Annotated in this window: 16 protein-coding genes; 12 read left to right on the top strand and 4 right to left on the bottom strand. The window is 39.8% G+C overall.

Annotation, left to right across the window (positions count from 1 at the left end; all coding sequences use genetic code 11):
- Positions 1–282: 282 nt before the first annotated feature.
- Positions 283–1974 (top strand): bifunctional metallophosphatase/5'-nucleotidase, encoded by a 1692-nt coding sequence (locus ACFFIP_RS15580; RefSeq protein WP_382388624.1) that lies wholly within the window; start codon positions 283–285, stop codon positions 1972–1974.
- A gap of 75 nt (positions 1975–2049) precedes the next feature.
- On the opposite strand, the gene ACFFIP_RS15575 is transcribed toward ACFFIP_RS15580, so the two are convergent.
- From ACFFIP_RS15575 to ACFFIP_RS15565, 3 genes are all read right to left on the bottom strand, one after another.
- Positions 2050–2853, bottom strand: a complete 804-nt coding sequence (locus ACFFIP_RS15575; protein ID WP_382388623.1) for a universal stress protein — start codon at positions 2851–2853, stop codon at positions 2050–2052.
- 139 nt (positions 2854–2992) lie between these two features.
- The gene (locus ACFFIP_RS15570; protein ID WP_382388622.1) at positions 2993–3595 is read right to left on the bottom strand and encodes a class I SAM-dependent methyltransferase; all 603 of its coding nucleotides are present in this window, start codon (positions 3593–3595) and stop codon (positions 2993–2995) included.
- A 99-nt stretch (positions 3596–3694) separates the two neighbouring features.
- Entirely contained in the window at positions 3695–4015 is a 321-nt protein-coding gene (locus tag ACFFIP_RS15565; protein WP_382388621.1) for an antibiotic biosynthesis monooxygenase family protein, read from the bottom strand.
- 61 nt (positions 4016–4076) lie between these two features.
- On the opposite strand from ACFFIP_RS15565, the gene ACFFIP_RS15560 reads away from it, so the two are divergent.
- Positions 4077–5117 carry an acyloxyacyl hydrolase gene (locus tag ACFFIP_RS15560; RefSeq protein WP_382388620.1) on the top strand — a complete coding sequence of 347 codons (1041 nt, stop codon included), beginning with the start codon at positions 4077–4079 and terminating at the stop codon, positions 5115–5117.
- A 3-nt stretch (positions 5118–5120) separates the two neighbouring features.
- Here the strand turns inward: ACFFIP_RS15560 and ACFFIP_RS15555 are convergent, their stop codons facing one another.
- Positions 5121–9119: a hybrid sensor histidine kinase/response regulator transcription factor gene (locus ACFFIP_RS15555; protein WP_382388619.1), complete on the bottom strand. Its 3999-nt coding sequence runs from the start codon at positions 9117–9119 to the stop codon at positions 5121–5123.
- A gap of 234 nt (positions 9120–9353) precedes the next feature.
- On the opposite strand from ACFFIP_RS15555, the gene ACFFIP_RS15550 reads away from it, so the two are divergent.
- The 10 genes from ACFFIP_RS15550 to ACFFIP_RS15505 all read left to right on the top strand — a co-directional run bounded on the left by ACFFIP_RS15550 (position 9354) and on the right by ACFFIP_RS15505 (position 18634).
- Positions 9354–9986, top strand: coding sequence for a hypothetical protein (locus tag ACFFIP_RS15550; RefSeq protein WP_382388618.1), 633 nt, complete (start codon positions 9354–9356; stop codon positions 9984–9986).
- A gap of 108 nt (positions 9987–10094) precedes the next feature.
- Positions 10095–10697 carry a hypothetical protein gene (locus ACFFIP_RS15545; RefSeq protein WP_382388617.1) on the top strand — a complete coding sequence of 201 codons (603 nt, stop codon included), beginning with the start codon at positions 10095–10097 and terminating at the stop codon, positions 10695–10697.
- 11 nt (positions 10698–10708) lie between these two features.
- On the top strand, positions 10709–11329 hold the full coding sequence (locus ACFFIP_RS15540; RefSeq protein WP_382388616.1) for a hypothetical protein: 621 nt from the start codon (positions 10709–10711) through the stop codon (positions 11327–11329).
- 23 nt (positions 11330–11352) lie between these two features.
- Complete coding sequence (locus ACFFIP_RS15535) at positions 11353–11907, top strand: hypothetical protein (RefSeq protein ID WP_382388615.1); 555 nt, start codon at positions 11353–11355, stop codon at positions 11905–11907.
- A 178-nt stretch (positions 11908–12085) separates the two neighbouring features.
- Positions 12086–12895, top strand: coding sequence for a DUF4412 domain-containing protein (locus ACFFIP_RS15530; RefSeq protein ID WP_382388614.1), 810 nt, complete (start codon positions 12086–12088; stop codon positions 12893–12895).
- Between the two features lie 17 nt (positions 12896–12912).
- Positions 12913–13518, top strand: coding sequence for a hypothetical protein (locus tag ACFFIP_RS15525; protein WP_382388613.1), 606 nt, complete (start codon positions 12913–12915; stop codon positions 13516–13518).
- Between the two features lie 21 nt (positions 13519–13539).
- Positions 13540–13878 (top strand): DUF4870 domain-containing protein, encoded by a 339-nt coding sequence (locus ACFFIP_RS15520; protein ID WP_382388612.1) that lies wholly within the window; start codon positions 13540–13542, stop codon positions 13876–13878.
- A 20-nt stretch (positions 13879–13898) separates the two neighbouring features.
- The gene (locus ACFFIP_RS15515) at positions 13899–14705 is read left to right on the top strand and encodes a hypothetical protein (RefSeq protein ID WP_382388611.1); all 807 of its coding nucleotides are present in this window, start codon (positions 13899–13901) and stop codon (positions 14703–14705) included.
- 16 nt (positions 14706–14721) lie between these two features.
- Positions 14722–17781 (top strand): vWA domain-containing protein, encoded by a 3060-nt coding sequence (locus tag ACFFIP_RS15510; RefSeq protein ID WP_382388610.1) that lies wholly within the window; start codon positions 14722–14724, stop codon positions 17779–17781.
- Positions 17782–17938: 157 nt separating this feature from the next.
- Positions 17939–18634, top strand: coding sequence for a hypothetical protein (locus ACFFIP_RS15505; protein ID WP_382388609.1), 696 nt, complete (start codon positions 17939–17941; stop codon positions 18632–18634).
- The last annotated feature ends 141 nt before the right edge of the window (positions 18635–18775 follow it).

Here is an 18775-nt window from a genome sequence, read left to right as displayed (position 1 = left end):
TTCAATTTTTTGTTTTCAATCAAATGTCACACTTTATAATTGTCACAGGATAAAATTAGTTGATTTTCTTTTAAAAATTTCCGCTAATGTAAAAATATGAATGGAAAGGTATACGTGTAATAAAAGTCACAAAAGATCAAATCAGAAAACTTCATATTTGAAGCAAAGATATAATTTGGGTAAGTTCATGCTTGCTTGAATTGTAGTGAAAATAATTTATATCTTGTTTGCAATCTGTTGAATATTAGTAATTTAATCCTGAAACATTACAATTGACCCATAATGAATAATTCAAAAAGAGAATTTCTCAAGAAACTTGGCGCTCTAGGAGCTGGTACTGGTTTATTGGCAGCGAATCCTTTTGTTGCCTGTGAAAGTCCAAAGAGCGAAAATGCTTCCGCTTCAGACGAACCAAAAGACAAATTCAAGGTAACCATCTTTCAGACTACTGATGTGCATTGTCAGCTGCATCCCCATGATGAGCTTTTTTGGGAAGATGGTCAAATCGTCTTTAGGAAAACAGGGGGTTATGCCAATTTACATGCGTTTATTCAACAGGAAAGAGCAAAGTGTGATTATTCTTTCTTAATTGATACTGGAGACATGTTCCAAGGATCCATGTTGTCAGTAAAGACTGAAGGAAGTGCCATTGTTCCGATTTTAAATGCCATGTCTTACGATCTCTATTCTCCCGGTAACTGGGAAGTAGTGTACAATAAAGCGCCTATGCAAAAGCTTATGGGGTCGCTTCAGGCAGGTAAAGTTTGTGCGAATATGTACCATGACTTAGGTGATGGTAGAAGAGGTGAGTTGATATTCCCTCCTTATCACATCTGGCATGTTAACGGCGTGAAAATTGGTTTTATTGGGTACAATGATCACTTGGTGCCAAAAAGACAATCTCCTGGCTACAGTGAGGGAATCATCTTTACCAAACCTGAGGATAACCTTGCACATTATGTAGATGTGCTCAGAAATCAGGAACAATGTCAATTTGTGGCCATCATGTCCCATATTGGATTGTCTCAGGAAATAGCTTTGTCAAATCATCCTTCATGTGAGGGGGTAGATTATATTTTAGGTGCTGATACGCATGAACGCGTAAGAAAACCTATCCAAGGGAAATACGCCAAGGTGGTGCAGCCAGGTGCATTTGGATCATTCCTGGGTAAGTTGGAGTTAAACTTTGACCAAGGAAAGCTGGTAGGTGAAACATATGAAATGCTTGAAATTGAAGCAGATAAAATCACTGAATCTCCAAGATTGGCAAAAATCATTGATGAGGTAGAAGCGCCATTCAAAGAAGAAATCAGTAAAGTGGTGGGTTACAGCACCATTCCACTTTACAGATATTTTGTGATCGAAAACCCAATTGATACCATGGTCACAGATGCTTTAAGCTGGCAAATGCCGGACATTGACATCGTGTTGTCCAATGGCTTCAGGTTCTGTCCACCTTTGGCCACTCCAGATGAAACCGGTAATATTCCGATCACAAGAGGATTTATCTATGATATGTTGCCTGTAGATTCCGTGGTTCGTAGAGGTGAAGTGACTGGACAGCAGTTGTGGAACTGGATGGAAAAGGAATTGAATAATGTGTTTGCTGAAGATGCTTCCAAGAGATTTGGTGGTTGGGTAACCAAATTCAAAGGAATGGAAGTCAGATTCCATGCTTTTGGAGAAGAAGGTAAAAGGATACAATCCATGACTGTCAAAGGTGAGCCAGTAGATTTGAATAAGACTTATAAGATTTCTGCCTGCGAAAGGGAAGGAGACCCGGCTGATGTGGTGTGTAGAATGAATGATGTGAAAAATGTAGTCAATACAGAATTTACTTTGCACCAAGTGATGCTTGGCTATTTGGCGGAAAACTCTCCTGTAACACCTACTCCAAGAGGTGCAGCAGTAGCTTTGGATGCTCCGGCTACTTTACTGTCCCAGGTTAGTGGTGTAGATTATGAGTTCAGATAAGAATTTCAAATGGTAAATAAAGATAAAGCCCCAAACGATTTCATTTGGGGCTTTCTTTTTGCTTCTGATTGAAACTTATTTGATGACCAACAAAGGCACATGCGTATGGTAGGCCATTTCCAGTGTTTCACTTCTGTTAAACAGGTATTCAAAGAAGGTTTTATTTTTGTAAAACATCACCAGCATGGTATTCTTATTTTTGTCGAGATAGGCGTTCATGCCTTCCCCTGCTGTTTTGGCATTAAGCATCAGGAAACTGATCTCTGACTGGGGATATTTTTCTTTGATATAACCTTCAAGTCCCTTGAATTCAATTTCTTTTTCGAAATTTTCCTTTGTTTTGACATGGAAAAATTCATAAGGTAATCCTAAGGGAGCCGTCATTTTGAAAAGGTTTTTAAAATATTTTTCCTCTTCTTTTTCAAGTTCCAAAGCCACAGAGATTTTATAGTTATTGTCCCATTTAGCATGTTGGGGAACAGCAAGAACAGGCACCATGCTTTCTTTGATGACATGTCCGGTATTGGAACCGATCAGTGTTTTTTTGATGCCACTTGCACCCTGAGTGCCCATGACGATGAGGTCATAATCTTCTCGGTAGGCAAAAGAGGTGACCGAAGTGGAAACTGAGCCCTGTACCAATTTGTAATTGAATTCCAGGCCTTCCGCTTTTCCTGCTTCAGTAGCTTTTTTAAGCTCTTTTTTTGCTTCCTGCTCTATCTGACCGATGATTTCAGTTGCCTGTGCTGCGAAATCATATACCGCATAGAAAGCGTAGAAAAGGGTAATGGATGCCTTTTCTTTGTGGGCTATTTTCTTGGCAAACTCCAAAGCATTGTTGGCGTTATCGGAGAAATCGGTAGGGACGAGGATTTTCATGGTCTTGATGGTTTGTGTTCTGCTAAGCTCAAATTATTTCTCAATATCAATGAAGGGGCATTTAGATTTCCCTTCATTCATTTGTACGTACTCAAGATACCTAGGATTTGCCAAGAAAAAGCTGATTTTAATCAGTTTGTCATTTGATTTTTTTTCCGCGGAGTCGGATCACATGACCATCTCCTGCATGTCCTTCCCCTTCTTTGAGATGTAGGATGTCATCAAATTCAAGTTCCCAATGGATATTTGGAAAACTGGATTTTATTTCCTCAATATCATAGAGCATTTCCAGGTTTTTAGGTCCGCCTGAGCTGTATTCCAACTGTCTTTTTCCAAATCCTTCAATCAGGAGGGTACCTCCCTTCTTTAGCGATTTTTCGAATTTTTGATGGACTTGATCTCTGATACTCAATGGCAGGTGAAAATAGATCAAAGCAATGGCATCAAAACTTTCAGGTTCAGGAATAAATACAGTTACATCGCAAACAAGATAGTCGAGTTTAAGGCCAGCTGCATCAGCTTTTTGCAAAGTATGTTTTTGGGCAATCTGACTTTGGTCCAAGGCAGTGACATTCCAGCCCAAAGCTGCGGCATGCAGGGCATTTCTGCCTTCTCCTTCACCAGGGAATAAGATTTTCCCTGGAGTTAAATGTGTAAGCTGCTCTTGGATAAATTCATTGGGTTTTTCACCATATAGGTTTGGTGATAAGCTGAATTTTTCGTCCCAAAATTTACTGTTCATAATTGCGGTTACTATAATTGTTTTCAAACTCAACAAAGCAAATCAAAAGTGAGCTAAAATTATAGAACAAAAGTCACCCAAGATGTTGAAACTGCGTAATCAGCTTTTTTCAAATCCATAATCACGTTCTACCAGACTTATTCTGGTTTTATAAGTGGCATACCATTTTTCTTTTCCCAACTTTTGGGCTAGTAAATGATCGGTTTGCATTTTCCATTTTCTGATAGATTCCAAACTCTCCCAATAGCTTACGGTGATGCCAAGACACTCTCTGGCAGATTCATGACCTAAATATCCTTCCTGTTCTTGGGCAATGTCAACCATTTTTTCAGCCATCAAATGGTAATCTTCTTCGATCTCTGTACGTATACTGGTAAAAATAACCGCATAGTAGGGCGGGGGAGGTGTGTTGGCTATCATCTTGCTGTAGTTTGTATTTGAATTGTAATTAGTTTTTGCTTTTAGAATAGACTATAAAGTAATGAAAAAGATCTTTTTTTTGTTTTCATTATGTTTGTTTCATACCTATCTTTTTGCACAAAATGTAAAAAGGCTTGGTCTGGAAGGTAATTATGGATTTATCATCCCACATTCACAAGATCTAACAAGAATATCACAAACAGATCCATTTGGATTTTCAATTCACTATCAAAATCTCAAAACTGACAAGAAAAACTGGGAGAATTGTTTTTGTTTTCATTATTTGGGACTACAGTTTTCGTATCATAATTTCGGAAATCCAGAGATCATTGGTTCAGCTAGCAGTCTGACAGGTACCTTCGAACCCATTCTCTGGAAAAACGAAAAATGGACTTTCAGCCTTTTGTCCAGCATAGGGGTAAGTTACCTGAATAAAGTTTACAATGAAGTTTCCAATCCAGAAAACATCTTTTTCAGCGCACCGATTAGTTTCCTGATATACCTTACACCAAAATTGGAATATAGTATTGCTACAGATTGGGGTATGCAAATGTCATTTTCTTATAACCATATTTCCAATGGTGGACAGCGTCAGCCTAACAAGGGAATAAATTACCCGATGGCAGGTCTTGGATTGGTTCGGTATTTTCAAAATAATCCATTGCCAAACTATGAGAAGGAAGTAATTTCCAAAAAGCCCATCTATTATCTCGAAAGCGGTTTTTCAACCCAGCAAGGCCAAGATGGTAGAGAACCCAATATTTCACTAGTTTTTGCAGGGATTAAACCTTTGACCAATATCAATGGATTTGGGGCTGGGTTGGAACTCAACAAGGATTTTTCACTGGAAGTTGAAAACAGCAGAATAGAAGCCCTAATGCCGGCACCATTTATATCCCATCATTTCTTATTTGGGAAGATTGATTTCAGTCAGAGAATGGCAATGTACATTCATAAACCAGTAGGTTACAACGAATACATTTTTTATCAGCGTTATGTGCTGAATTATAATATCATGAACCAGTTTTTTATGGGAATAGGATTAAAAGCTCATGGGCATGTCGCTGAACACATGGATTTAAGGATGGGATGGAAATTCTGATTGCTATTTCTCACTTGCCAAATATTCATTTGGGGTCATCTGATAAGTCTCTTTGAAGCATTTGATGAAATAGGAAGGTGAACTGAAGCCAACAGCATAGGCAATTTCTGAAATGGATTCCCCTGATTTTTCCAGTCGCTGGATAGCAAGTCTTAACCTTTGATCCCTTATGAAGGCAGTAGTGGAAAGTCCGGTAAGCGCAGTCAGTTTTCTGTGCAGCTGCATACGGCTCATGCCCAGTTTTTTACAGAATTCTTCTACTGTAAAATTACTATCTGCCAAGTCTTCGTCTACTATCTTCTGGATTTTTTCCAGAAACTTCTCATCTGTTGAGGTCACAGCAATCTCATTCGGGGAAATTTGTGTTTTGCCAGAATACCTGATCCTCAGATTTTTTCTCAACTCTATGAGTTTTTCAATTCTGATCAGGAGCTGTTTGGTGGAGAATGGTTTCAGGACATAATCATCTGCACCTACTTCCAGCCCTTTGATTTTATCTGCTTCCTCTGACTTTGCAGTAAGGAGAATGATGGGGATATGGGATGTTTTTTCATCCTTTTTGAGGGTTTCACATAGGTTTATGCCATCTATGTCAGGCATCATCACATCGGAAATGATCAGGTCAGGTATCTTTTTAAAGGCCTGATAAAGTCCTTCTTTCCCATCTGCAGCTTCCAGCACTTGGTAATAGGGAAGGAGTTCGTTAGAAATAAAAGTCCTGACTTCTTCATTATCCTCGATGACCAGGACCAATGGAGCGGTATCGTTTTTTGGAGCGGATTTCAATGAAGTTAATTGAAGTTCTTTTTCTTCCTCTTCCATGACCTCCTCAGGTCGAAATGAAAATTTATCAATTGGCAATCGAATGCTTACAGCAAAAAGTTTCTTGCTTTCATCGACATTCAGTTTTATTTTACCATGATTGAGTTCCACCAGGTCTTTGATCAAAGGCAAGCCAATTCCGAAGCCCTCAGATTTCAGATCAGGCTTATAGAATTTATCAAAAAGATGGGTGATTTCTTCAGGACTGTACTTTTGGACGCTTGTGTTGGTCACCTTCAAATGCAGGTGATTTCCTTTGAGGGAACTGCTAACCTCAATATCTGTCCCCGTTTTGCCATATTTGATGGCATTTTGAAGGAGATTGCTGAGGATCTTTTCAATTTTGTCACTGTCAAACCATACCTCGGTCATCAATGGGACCGCTGGTATGATCCGCATATCTTTTTCAGCAGCCAGATAGAAGAAATTGGAGACAATGGACTGGATCAGCAATCCCAAATTCCCTTTTTGTACCCTTAGTTGATGTTTTCCGGATTTGATCTTGGTGACTTCCAAAAGTTGGTCTACCAGATTCAGGAGTCTTTGGGAATTTTGTTTGACTAGGTTCAACTGGGATTTGACAATGGGATTTTCGGACTGACTGATCAACCTTTCCACAGGGCCGGCAATAAGCGTCAGCGGAGTCCGGAATTCATGGGAAATATTGGTGAAAAAATTCGTCTTGAATTCATCAATTTCCTTCAGTCTTTGGGCTTCATCATCCTTCATTTTCAGGTTGAACTGCATTTGCCAGCGCCATTTAAGGTATTGGTAAACCCAAATCAAAGCCAAAGCTAGAATAAATGCATAGATGAGATATGCCCACCAGGTCAGGTACCATGGCGGTAAAATCGTAAAACTTATTCCAACAGGTTCCACTGACCAAATGCCGTCATAATTACTGGATTTGGCATAGAAGGTATAATCTCCCGGTGATAAATTCGTGTACCTGGCTTGGTGGTTGGATCCTGAATTAATCCAGTTTTCATCATGCTTATCCAATCTGTACTGGAATTCGTTTTTGCCAGGGGAGGAGAATACCAAACTTGCCATATTGATGGTGATGGTGTTCTCATTATGTTTTAATGTCAAGTTAGGGCTGATTTTCACCTTTCGGTTGAACACAAAAAAATCTGAAATGACCGTTTTAGGCTGAATGTCATTCAGCGCAATGTCTTCTGAATTGAACCAATAAAAACCTTCGAGGCTTCCAAAATACAAGGTGCCTTTATCGGTTTTGAAATAAGCACCGGTATTGAACTCTGTGGCCAGGCCATCATAATTGGAATAATTGGTGATAGTAAAGCTGCCGTCTTTATTTTTGTTTGTCTCGACTTTGGTGATGCCTTTGTTGGAGCTCAGCCATAAGTTACCAGCATTATCAGGAAGAATTCCATAAACCACATCATTGGATAAACCCGTAGCGGTATTGATGAGGTCAACTTCCATGCTGTTCAAATCCAGCCTGTTTAGGCCCGCACCGTTAGTACCAACCCACAATATATTGCCTTGAGCCAAATGCAGCGACTTGATATTGTTGCTGCTCAATGATTCGGGATTGTCGGGTTGATGTCGGATTTGCTGGAATTTTCCAGTGGAAAGGTTGAGTTTGGCAATTCCTTGATTTTCAGTACCTATCCATAATTCATCTTTTCCCGACTCCAAGATGGTCCTTACATTATTGTCAGGAAGACTGTTTTGGGGCTGATCAGGTTCATGAACAAAATGAGCCATCACGCCTTGTTTGGGGTCAAACTGAATCAGACCACTGTTTCTGGTACCCAACCAAAATCTGTTTTGGCTGTCTCTATGGATTTTCCAGATGGTCGAACCTGGTAACCTGACAGAGGATTGTTCGTGATAATGGGTGAATTTGCCAGTACTGATGTTCATTAGGCTCAGCCCCTCATCCTGATATCCTATCCATAAATTGCCATTGCGGTCGCCTTCCAAACTCATGACCCTATTGCTGGATATGCTGTTGGGGTCGTTTGAATTGTGGGTGAAAGTTTTCCAGGTATTGTTTTTCGGATCATACTTGGTCAGACCTTTTCCGGAAGTCCCCAGCCAAACCTGGTCAAATTCATCCACATAAATTGCCCGGATGACATCGATATGGATGTTTTCAGGGACCTGCTGATTGTGGAAAAAATTGAATTTTTCCAAATAGGCGTCATAAAAACTCAAACCGGCACCATCGGACCCAAACCACAGTGTACCCGTATAATCTTCAAAAATGCAGAGGATATCATTATAGTGTAATGATCTAGGGTTTTGTTTGCTGAATTGGTAATAAGTAATGTCAGCATTGGTCTTATCAATCAATGCGATGCCGGCCCCATAAGTAGCTGCCCAGATCCGGTTTTGGGAGTCAATAAAGATATCCAACACCATATTCCCGGTAGGCTGTTTTCCCTTGATTTCTTTGGAATGAGGCTTTCCCGATTTTTCCTTCACATCATAAGTCCAAACTCCACTGTTTAAGGTTCCTATCCAAATCAAACCTTCATGGTCCACCTTGGCCGTTGAGAAACCCACATCGATTCCTGTTTCCAGCAAAGAGCTTACCTGTAAGTTTTCAGTATTGAACAATGCAATTCCATTTTTAAAAGTGATCAGGAGATGTTTTTGGTCATATTGGCTGATTGCGGCAAATTCTTTGGCCGGATCTGTCCATACCAATTCTGCTTTTTTCAACTGTTCATTCCATGCATAAAGCTGTCCGGATAGCGTACCAAAATAAATAGTAGACCGCCTGTCTTCAAAAATGCAGTTTGCTGCTTTGATGCCCTCTATGGCTTCAAATTCATCTTTTTCTCTGTTGAGTAACTCAGGTGTTGAAGTTTCAGGAATAATCCAAATCCTGTTTTTGGAATCTGCAAAAACTTTTCCGAGCAAGAGCCTTTTTTCTTCGGTGATATCGAGGAATTTTTTGTTGTACACCACAAACTCAAACCCATCATATCGGTTGAGCCCTTCCTGTGTCGCAATCCACAAATAACCATCCTGATCTTGGGTGACGGAGATTGCTGAATTTTGGGAAAGGCCATCATTCACCGAAAGCTGCCTAAAGCTCAGGCCTGATTGGGAGAAAAGTGGATGAGTCAACAGCAACATGAATGCTGTAAAGCTCAAGCAGATCATCAAAGTAAGCAAACCATCAAAAAAAGTGCTTTTCATAGTTTTAAGTCAGATGGGGTGAAGAAGAATTATATTTTGAATATAATGAAATCTTTCGAATATAATTAGTTATGGTGTTTTGGTTTATTCAAATAAATGGATAATCGGCCAAATTTTAAAATATTAAGAAATCGTTTTTTTAATCATGTTACATCTGTGATATGCTTCGATACATTGTTGATATAGAATGGCTCAAGGGATTTATAGCTTGCTTACTCAAAATCCACTTTATCTATGTTGAAGCCTTCAAACCCTTTGAACTTTTCCCATTTGTTCAGTGCTATTTGCCTTCCTTTTTCTGCTGTTTTGATTTTGGCTCTTTTGTCCGCTTCATGCGGAAAGGACAAAGGGACAACATTGGAACAGGTAAGTGAAGAGATAAGCAATCAAGAAACAACTTGGCTGATGAAATTGATGGAGAAAGAGCTGCTCAACGATGGGGATTATCTACAGATGATTCCTGATCAATTGATCGGTTTTCCTATGCGCAACAGTAGGTCTTACCCAGGACTGAAAGGTGTCTATGCAGTGTATTCCAACTCCGAGGACTCGGATAGGCCTCATGTTGTTTTACAAGTGATAGATGGTGCCGGTCACCACCAATTTCAACATGTCAATGCTGTCTTTAAAATGCTTGAAATGGATCTCAGCGAAAGCTCGGAAGAAATTCAGGCCTCCACGATGACCTATAAAGGAAACAGGGTTTTGGCAAAAAGCATCCTGAAAAAAGACCAAGATAAAATGGATTCAGAAATCGAATTCATCAAAGACCAACGCTATCATGTGACCTTGACCGGGCATGACTTGTCCCTGGATAAGCTCTTTGTTGCTGTAGATGTGGTTGTAGACCATGATTTTCCAGAGTAAAAGTAAAGTTTTCGAGACTTAGGAAAAGATGAGACAAATGGCCATTTGCTGTCAAAAGGAATGTGGAATGGCCTAATCTGACAAAGAAAAATTTAAATAAACCAGTATATGAGAAAGAAAATAAGATTGTTGTTGCCATGTCTGATCGCGATCAGTTTTTCAGCATGTTCCCAAAAGGAGACCAACGATGGTGAAAGTAAAATGGATAAGATTAACCAAACCAAGGACATGATCCTGAAAGCTGCTGCTAAGCAGAATAAAGGTGAAGAACCAAAAATAGGAAATCCACATTCCATTGAAGAAATCAAAGCCTGGCTGCCAACACAATATAAGGAATACCAACTTGATCCGGACTCCTTTATAGAGAATGGGGAGGATTCAAGGATCAGTATGACATACAGGGTGCCTAATGATCCCAAGAAATCAATTTATCTGGAATTTCTAGATGGGGCAGGGAATTTGGGTCCTGCAGTATTTGCCCTATTGGAGATGAAATTGGGGAAGGAATATGAAGAAAGCAATGCCCAGGGATACATCAAAGTTTATGAAAGAAACGGCGTAAAAGTCTTTCAAAAAGAGATGCTGCAAAGTGGATCTTCGATGTTGGAATTCGCTTTGGACAAGAGATTTTATTTCATCATTTCAGGAGAAAAAACTACAGCTGAAGAACTCTGGGGTTTTACTGAACTCCTTGACCCTTCCAAAATTTAAGAAGACTGCAAATGTCGAAAAAAATACAGATATGGAGCTTCATGATTGTCTTTTTGGGTGTTATGGCCTGTAACCGTGACAACAAAAAGATACGGGACACAATTTCTACTCCTGTTGGAGTGCTTCAGGGGAGTTTGGCGCCTCCAAACGGACCCCGGGATTCTTCAAGTAAAACTTTTCAAGGGTTGGAAAGGGAAATTCCCTTGAGCAATGAGAAATTAAAAGATTTGTTGCCTGAGAAAATAGGGCTTTTCAGTAGGACGAAAATGATGTCCGGGCATACAGAATCTTTGGGATTTGTAGGCATTCAGGGGATCTACCAGCATTTTCCAGGTTCAGAAAAATCCATTTCCATAGAAATTACCGATGGGGCCGGTACTACCGGGGCCATCATGGTGAATGCAGCCGAACAGCGCCTGAAAATGGATTTTGAAGAAAAAAATACCATTGGATACACGCGGATCTTCGAAAAAGAAGGGGTTCGGGTAAGAGAAAAGGAGAATACTTTCGACAGCTATGCAGAGATAGAATTTGTCTACCAAAAGCGGTTCATCCTGCTAATCAGAGGCCAAAAAACAGCCATGCAGGAGCTTTGGGAGTTTATCGGCCAAGCTGGCTTTGTAACATCTTAATTATCAACCTAAACAAAATAAAAATGAGAAAAATTACAGGAATTTTATGCATGATGATTGTACTGAGCGCAACTGCGGTATTTGGACAAAGAATCGAGGGGAAAATGGCCGTTACAGGTTTTCCAAGGGATGGTGTCATCAAAGAAGTAGTACCGGTAGATCTATTTAAGAGTTTTAAGGAAGGAAAGTATAAAGTCAGTTTTTCCTACAAGGCAGATGGTATGGGCAGTAGGGGGATTGTGCTTTTTGACTTAAAAACAACGGTGAAAAGAGATGGGAAGACCATCCATACCAGTACAAGAAAAGGATGGCCATGGCTTCCTGGAGATCTCTTTTTACCTGGAGATATTTTTGTTCCTATCGAAGCCTTTGATGTGATTCCAGCCTTACAAAAACATGTGGGGGATGTGCCTTTATCTAGCCTTCATGATCCCAAGGCAGAACGTCCTTTGCCAATAGGAAAATATGAGATCATGTTGGAAATGGTTCCGGTCGCTACCTGGGTTGGGGATAGGGAAAGAGAGCTGGTTCCTGATGGAAAAATTGGACCGGCCAGTATTGTCTTTGTGGTAAAATGATACTAGTTGGAAGTGAAACTTATTTTTAATTGAATGTACATATTTTTCAACCTGCTCAGAAGCGATTTTGGGCAGGTTTTTTTTGTGATGTTACCACAGTACCATCTTTTGATACATCTCTTTCATCCTTTTTCTGCATTCCTGATGAGATTTGAGAAACAATTAAAATAAACTCACCATGAAAAAAATATTGCTATTTGTATGCACCATCGTGATGATGGGCAATCAGGCGGATGCCCAATTTTTAAAAGACCTAAAGAAAAAGGTGGAAGAAAGAACAAAAGAAGTCGTTGAATTCAAAACTGCTGATAAGGCTGGTCAGGTAACCGAGAATGCCATGGATAAAATCCTGAACCCTAATTTTAAAGGGATGGGAGCTGGTAAAATAGGGAAACCTGTTGATACAGCCTCCTTACCGGATTCCTATTCATTTCAATACAGGTATGCCCTGAAAATCAATACTTCAGAAGGGGATATGACGATTGATTATTACCTCAATGAGTCGGCCTCTTATATGGGGATTAAAATGGACGCCGGAATGGATTTTTTTATGGTGATGGACGAAGAAAATAAAGTAATGGTCAATTTTATCAACGACCAAGCGATAGCCACCTCTCTGGATATAGGGGAAGAATTGGATGAAGGAGAGGACAATAATTTTAATTACGATAATTATACCATCACAGAATTACCCAATAAGGAATTCTTGGGCTACGATTGTATAGGCCGAAAAATGGAAAGTGAGGACCATACCTTTATCATGTATATGGCCATGGACATGCCAGTGACTTTCAATAACGAAGCCTTTGGATCCGGCCCCAATACCATACCGGCTGAACTACGCTCTTTGCAATCAGAGTATCAAAACGGCCTGATGATGTATATGGAATTCATCGATAATAAGAATACCAAGAAAAAGAAAAATACCAGTGGCATCATGGAATGCGTGGCCTATGAACCAGTAGAATTACAAGTAAATGTCAGATAATGTTAACCAATAGAAAGATGAAAAAGATATTCAGTTTATTTTTAGTATGCTCAGTTTTTATAGCCTGTGATAAGGACGAACCGAATCCAACTATAAAAGACCCGGAAAGATTCGAAGCAGTTTTCTCGGGTGATATAAAAGGAGAAATGGTTTATGATGAAAGCAAATACGTGGGTGTATCCTCTGCCAATTCGCCCCTTACAGATGATTTTGATGCCTATGTTGCCATTACAGGGGTTCAGATGGATCCTTTGATTACCATTAATTTTTATCCTCCGGACGATCATCCTCGCAGTTCAGATGTAATTTCCATCACTATCAAATCCAAAGATTCCAAGCCCTGGGCCTTGGATAAGGAGTACAGAACCCCTTACATCAATCAATTGCTCAATTACCCGGACCATGCGATTGTAAGTTACTGGAACGGTGAAGAAAGTGTTGACTATATATCATTCTATACTTTTGAAAATACGAATAGTTATGTCAAAGTATGGCGTGAAGGAGGTCTTTTGAAAGGAGAAGTCAAGGCACTCAAGCTATACAATTTCAATGGCAACAGAAGACTGAACCTTGAGAGACTGGTCTTTCAGGTAAGGCCTGAAGATGATGATTTGAAGGATTGATTTTAAAAAAAAGATTAGAATATGCAAGAACAGGAAATAACCCAGCAAACAGAAGGTAAAACAGAAGCCATTTTGGCTTATATCACCATCATAGGATTGGTCATAGCCTTCGTGATGAATAATGAAAAGAAATATCCATTTGCCACCTACCATATCAAGCAGTCTCTTGGTCTCATGATTACCGGGCTTGTTTTGGCTGCCATCAGCTTGATTCCCATAGTTGGCTGGCTGGTCTATATCGTAGGAATGTTTCTCCTCTTCTTCCTTTGGATAGTTGGACTGATCAAAGCCGTCAATGGGAAAATGGAACCGGTTCCGGTTTTAGGAGAGAAGTACCTGGAGTTGTTTAAAAATTTATAAAACTGCCTAAAATATCAATCATGAAATCTTCTTTGACAAAATTGACCTACTTCATTATTGCGTTTTTAACCATCAGTTCCTGTTCCTTATTTGACAAAGATGAGGAAACTACTGAGGATGGACCTGAAGTCGGTTTTTTTCCTGAAACAATCAGTTATTTCAAGCCAAATGAAACTACTGTGAATTATAGTTTTGATTTTATTTATGACGATGCGAATAAATTGCAAGCCATCATTCAATCAGATGCTACAGGATTTAAGGCAGATAATATATTTTTTACCTATAATAATTCTGGTCAAATCATCAAGACCGTCCAAAATCGCTTTGGTGACAGCGATGGATTGAATGATCGTATCACCAATTTCACCTACCAAAACAATCAATTGGTAAGCTATGAACATATCTTATCTAATAGTTCTCCGAGAAACTACTCTGTAGATTTTAATGAATCTACCGGAATAATGAATGTTACCAATGTGGAAAATCCTGAAATCCAATTTACTATAAAGTTTGACAAGGATCTTGATTTGATAGACAATGGGGATTTCAATGAAATAAAATATTCAGGTGGAAAAGGTGCTTTTAATTATGTAAACAGCAAACTGAATTTCCATCTTTTACCCAATATCTTAAACTATTACTTATTTGCTTCAAAGCAAATAACTCAAATTAAAAACAGCTGGCAGGGAATTGAATTCATTAGAAACTCGGTAAATAAAATCGATTCTAATGGAATGGTTACTGAGATTGAATTTAGATCTGCAACCACAAATGAGTCATACGGAAAATACACTGTTAAATACCAGCAACGCGTTTTAAATCCTTAAACTTTTTGAATAAGCTATGCCGGATTCCAGCACTTCTTATACTGATCATGATACCAACAATGAAAACTCCAGAAGGGATTTTCTCAAGCAATTGGCGCTTATGGGCTTTTTTTCAGGGATATCTACCTTATTACCATCTTGTTCAAACGCCATAGAAGCCAATGGGAAATCAGAGGATGTTTTTGGGGTATGGGAAGAAATGCTGCAGGCGATTCAGCAAAGTCCTGATTATTTACCGAAAAGGATAGAAAATCTTATAGCAGGAAAGGATCCTGAAGCCATGTTCAATTTCGTAAGGGATGAAATCAACTTGGTTCCTCCTTCAGCTTCTTCCCTCAGAGGGATGGGGACGGCAATACGATATGGCATCAATGGGGTGTTGAGGGATGGTTTTGCCACCCCAAGGGAAAAAGCTGAGTTATTGAATCAAATGTTTCAGCAGGCTGGGATTACTTCTAAAGTGGTTTTTGAAAGGACAGATTTCAAAACTGAAGAGGTGCCTTCTTTATTTTTCAGACCTGTTGAAAGAAAGGCAGAACCAGCGATTTCTGAAACCCAATACAAGAATTGGGAGAAGGTTCTCAATGGCAATTTACCAAAACAGGAACTGAGTTTTGTGGATGAGAACGGAAAGGAAAGCAAGGATTTAGCAGATAAGCTTTGGGAATTACTTCCCGAAAAAGAAAAAATCCGATACCAGAATTTTGATTTCCGTTGGGATAATTACAGAACACCTGCTGTCTCTTTCGAATGGAATGGAGAAACCAAATACGCACACCTTTTTGACCCTACAGTTCCATTTGGACAACTGAGAAGTTCCAATCAGCTTGCGGAAGCTGGAGAAGCTACTTTTTCGGGTGATAAGGTACAGGTCAAAGTGACTTTCAGAGAAGGCATTGAGCCCCGAAAAGAACATTTGCTGGTTGAGAAGGATTGGCCTGTTGAACAGCTGATCGGAAAGCAGTTACAACTGTCCTTTTTTCATGGTCTGAATCTCAAGGAACAGGCACAGACCAATATTGGAAGTTTGAGAACTTTCACGCCTGCATTGACCTATCAATCATTCGAGCATACTTGGGAAGAGATGGAACAGCGCTCCGTTTTTGGAAACCCGATCACGCTAGAAGGAAGGGTTATCGATGTTTCCGGTGAACTTCCCAAAATCGGTAATTTTTCTTTGCTTTCCAATGCTGATCCTGAACTGGTCAAAAAGGTGCAGGGTTTGGAAGTGAAAGCCATACCTGCAGCCTTTCCTTTGGTGAAACTGGAGGTTGTGGCCAAAGACCAAAATGGTGAGTTGGTAGAAGGACTTGGCGCCGGAGATTTCCAGATTCAGGATAATGGCAGGGATGTGCAGGCCCTCATGGAAGCCAATAGACGGACACCAAGGATATTGGTCCTGTATGATACCTCACTCAGTATGCCAAAAGATTACTTTGGGGAAAAGATGGCGCAATTTCTGGAAAACCTCGAAAAAAGTATTTTGGATCACTATCCTGCGGCACAGATCCAATCTTGGGCAACGGATTCAAACCTGTATACCTGGCTGATGAAAGCCTCTAAAACATCCCATGACCTGATTATTTTTGCTACAGATGGAGATAATGGGGATGAGCTGCAGGAAAGCTACAAAGCAATTTTTGCAGCAGGTCCACCTGCAATGGTCTTAAACGTGTATAATTCCAATGAGAGGCATCGAAAAGTTTCCTTTGAAAACATGGCTAATTTGACTGGCGGTACCGTTTTGGATGCCAAAGATCAGGAGGTCACCCTTGGGAAGATTTTGGATCATATTCAAGGCATGAACATTTCTCCCTACGTTTTCACTTATTATGCTGCGGGTCCATTAGAAGTCCATGAGGTCAAAGTCAGCATGGATCAAAAAAGGTTGAATGAAAGTCAAGAGTTTCAGTTTTCCGAAATTGGAAGTAATGAAAGTCCCGTAGGGCAGAAGATCATAGGTCTTTATCTTACAGTGAAAATAGGCAATCAGGAAGTTAAGCGGGTTTTGGCAGGTTGGGATCCGGTAACCGAAAGTAAAGCAGAGCCTCGACAAGATCATTTCGAAGCGGTGAGAAATCAGATGTTGGGATCCATTTTGATCGGAATCGAAGGAGAGGGGCCAACCTACTCTGCGGCTTTAAGTGATCTATTTCAATACCGATTAAGTAAGAAAAAATGGATTGATGCTATCAATGAAAAGGATGTGGAGAAAGCCATATCCGAATCCCACAATCAAAGTTTCGGTTTTGACCCAATGTTGGTTCACTTGCTTGCACCACTGAATGATGCTGTGACCCAAAAATCCCTGACTTTTGCTTCAGGGCCCAGAATGGTCATTTTCAAAAGGTCTATGGGAGTGGGTAAGGATTCCTCTACTTCAAGTTTTGACTTTTTACCCACAGGGAAATTTGTCACCATGGCAGAGGATACTGAGGAGGCCTTCCGTGTCAATATGACCAAAACAGCCCAAATGGCGGTACTTGAAAAGTCCTATTATCAAGAAAGTACTTTGGAACTCTTGAAAGATGCCCAGCTGATAAGTGATACTGAAGCCAAAGATCAGGATTGGTTTAAGGCGCGATTAAGGGAAGGCGAAGATGCGGGATTTTGGTATGAAAGGATTTTTAGGGGAAATAATACTTTCAAGATTTTTGACAGGCAAATGCAGACCCAGGCATTCTGGCAAATCCATCAAAATACGGGCGAGCTCTATGGGATTTTACCCGATATGACAGGTGGAGGAAAGGATCAGGTATATACCAAATATGATGACATACACCATGTCTTACAGGGATATGCCGAGAAGCTTGGAGAAGATGAAGGTGCTGGGATCAATTATGCAGCTTATGGAATTATCCTGATGAAATTATATGCCATCGCTGCACATGCACTGGAAACGATGGATACCACAAATATGGAAGAAGAAGTCATGTTGGCCTTGCAGATGCGGGCATGTCATGTGGCCTGGTTTATACATGGAGGCATGGTGGGCCGACCTCAGAAGATTATGGGAGGAGTGGCACAATTGATCAGCATGATGGATAGGACAGATAATGGGTATCCCTGTTCATAAAAGTTGGTGCAACTCAACAAGTCAGACTTTTATAGATTTTCCCGCTTTGTTACATCAGTGATATCATATGATACAATTTTGATATACCTAGGGAGGGAAATCAAATAAATTTGACCATTGAAACTTTTAAAGTATTACCAATAATCAAATGTAAATTATGAAAGCTTTATTAACGCTTTGTTTTATGTGCGCTTTCTTTTGGGCAGATGCCCAAGAAATCACAGGTACAGTCAAAAACCATGAGAAAGCAGATATGGACTTGGTCCTGATGCTATTTGGGATGGATTATCCTATTTCAATTGGGTCGGTTGATAAAAAGGGGCAATTTACTGCAAACCTTGAAAATATAAACTTGGACAATATCCCGGAGGAGAATATGTCTATGTCTATGGGCCCTCTTTATTTTAACTTTTACTTTAACTGTAATAATGCTGAAGCTTTTGGAGAAAATGCAGAAAAACTGGCAGCTAGACAGGATTTTGTCAGAATGACCAAGAGTGGGGATTGGGCAGGTACCGTTTTTTTGGTTTCTGATGAAGGACTAAGGCCTTGGATAGAAGACTCAGGCTATAACAATGCCATAAAAGGGTCTTTTTATGAAGTGATGTATGTAGCAGAGGATTTAAAGGTAAATATGACCTGCAATAGCAGTGTCTATGTTTCCGATGATGAAGAGGTTGAAACCGAATACAGTTTTGATATTGAATTGAAAAAAGGCTTCAATTGGGTAGAATACACCATAGAAGAAGTGTATGAAACAGATCCCAATATCAGGGCATCCTTTCCTTCTAAAGTAAGCGTCAGCAATGTGAAAGATCCCTCCAAAATACTTTGGGTAGGCACTTACTATTAAAACCTCAAATTCATTTTTTAGGGGCTGTCCGAAAAGGGCAGCCTTTTTTATGCTGCAATTTTTTGATTTTGAAAATCTAAAGTCATGATTGGGGATTTTTGATTAGATTTTTTCCTTGACACGTATAATACTGGTCGACTA

Source organism: Fontibacter flavus (assembly GCF_042432905.1).
Lineage (GTDB): Bacteria > Bacteroidota > Bacteroidia > Cytophagales > Cyclobacteriaceae > Fontibacter > Fontibacter flavus.
This window is presented reverse-complemented; position numbering and strand designations above follow the sequence as displayed.

Coding starts and splice junctions, on each gene's coding strand:
- ACFFIP_RS15580 (WP_382388624.1), top strand. CDS start 283: ATGAATAATTCAAAAAGAGAATTTCTCAAGAAACTTGGCGCTCTAGGA.
- ACFFIP_RS15575 (WP_382388623.1), bottom strand. CDS start 2,853: ATGAAAATCCTCGTCCCTACCGATTTCTCCGATAACGCCAACAATGCT.
- ACFFIP_RS15570 (WP_382388622.1), bottom strand. CDS start 3,595: ATGAACAGTAAATTTTGGGACGAAAAATTCAGCTTATCACCAAACCTA.
- ACFFIP_RS15565 (WP_382388621.1), bottom strand. CDS start 4,015: ATGATAGCCAACACACCTCCCCCGCCCTACTATGCGGTTATTTTTACC.
- ACFFIP_RS15560 (WP_382388620.1), top strand. CDS start 4,077: ATGAAAAAGATCTTTTTTTTGTTTTCATTATGTTTGTTTCATACCTAT.
- ACFFIP_RS15555 (WP_382388619.1), bottom strand. CDS start 9,119: ATGAAAAGCACTTTTTTTGATGGTTTGCTTACTTTGATGATCTGCTTG.
- ACFFIP_RS15550 (WP_382388618.1), top strand. CDS start 9,354: ATGTTGAAGCCTTCAAACCCTTTGAACTTTTCCCATTTGTTCAGTGCT.
- ACFFIP_RS15545 (WP_382388617.1), top strand. CDS start 10,095: ATGAGAAAGAAAATAAGATTGTTGTTGCCATGTCTGATCGCGATCAGT.
- ACFFIP_RS15540 (WP_382388616.1), top strand. CDS start 10,709: ATGTCGAAAAAAATACAGATATGGAGCTTCATGATTGTCTTTTTGGGT.
- ACFFIP_RS15535 (WP_382388615.1), top strand. CDS start 11,353: ATGAGAAAAATTACAGGAATTTTATGCATGATGATTGTACTGAGCGCA.
- ACFFIP_RS15530 (WP_382388614.1), top strand. CDS start 12,086: ATGAAAAAAATATTGCTATTTGTATGCACCATCGTGATGATGGGCAAT.
- ACFFIP_RS15525 (WP_382388613.1), top strand. CDS start 12,913: ATGAAAAAGATATTCAGTTTATTTTTAGTATGCTCAGTTTTTATAGCC.
- ACFFIP_RS15520 (WP_382388612.1), top strand. CDS start 13,540: ATGCAAGAACAGGAAATAACCCAGCAAACAGAAGGTAAAACAGAAGCC.
- ACFFIP_RS15515 (WP_382388611.1), top strand. CDS start 13,899: ATGAAATCTTCTTTGACAAAATTGACCTACTTCATTATTGCGTTTTTA.
- ACFFIP_RS15510 (WP_382388610.1), top strand. CDS start 14,722: ATGCCGGATTCCAGCACTTCTTATACTGATCATGATACCAACAATGAA.
- ACFFIP_RS15505 (WP_382388609.1), top strand. CDS start 17,939: ATGAAAGCTTTATTAACGCTTTGTTTTATGTGCGCTTTCTTTTGGGCA.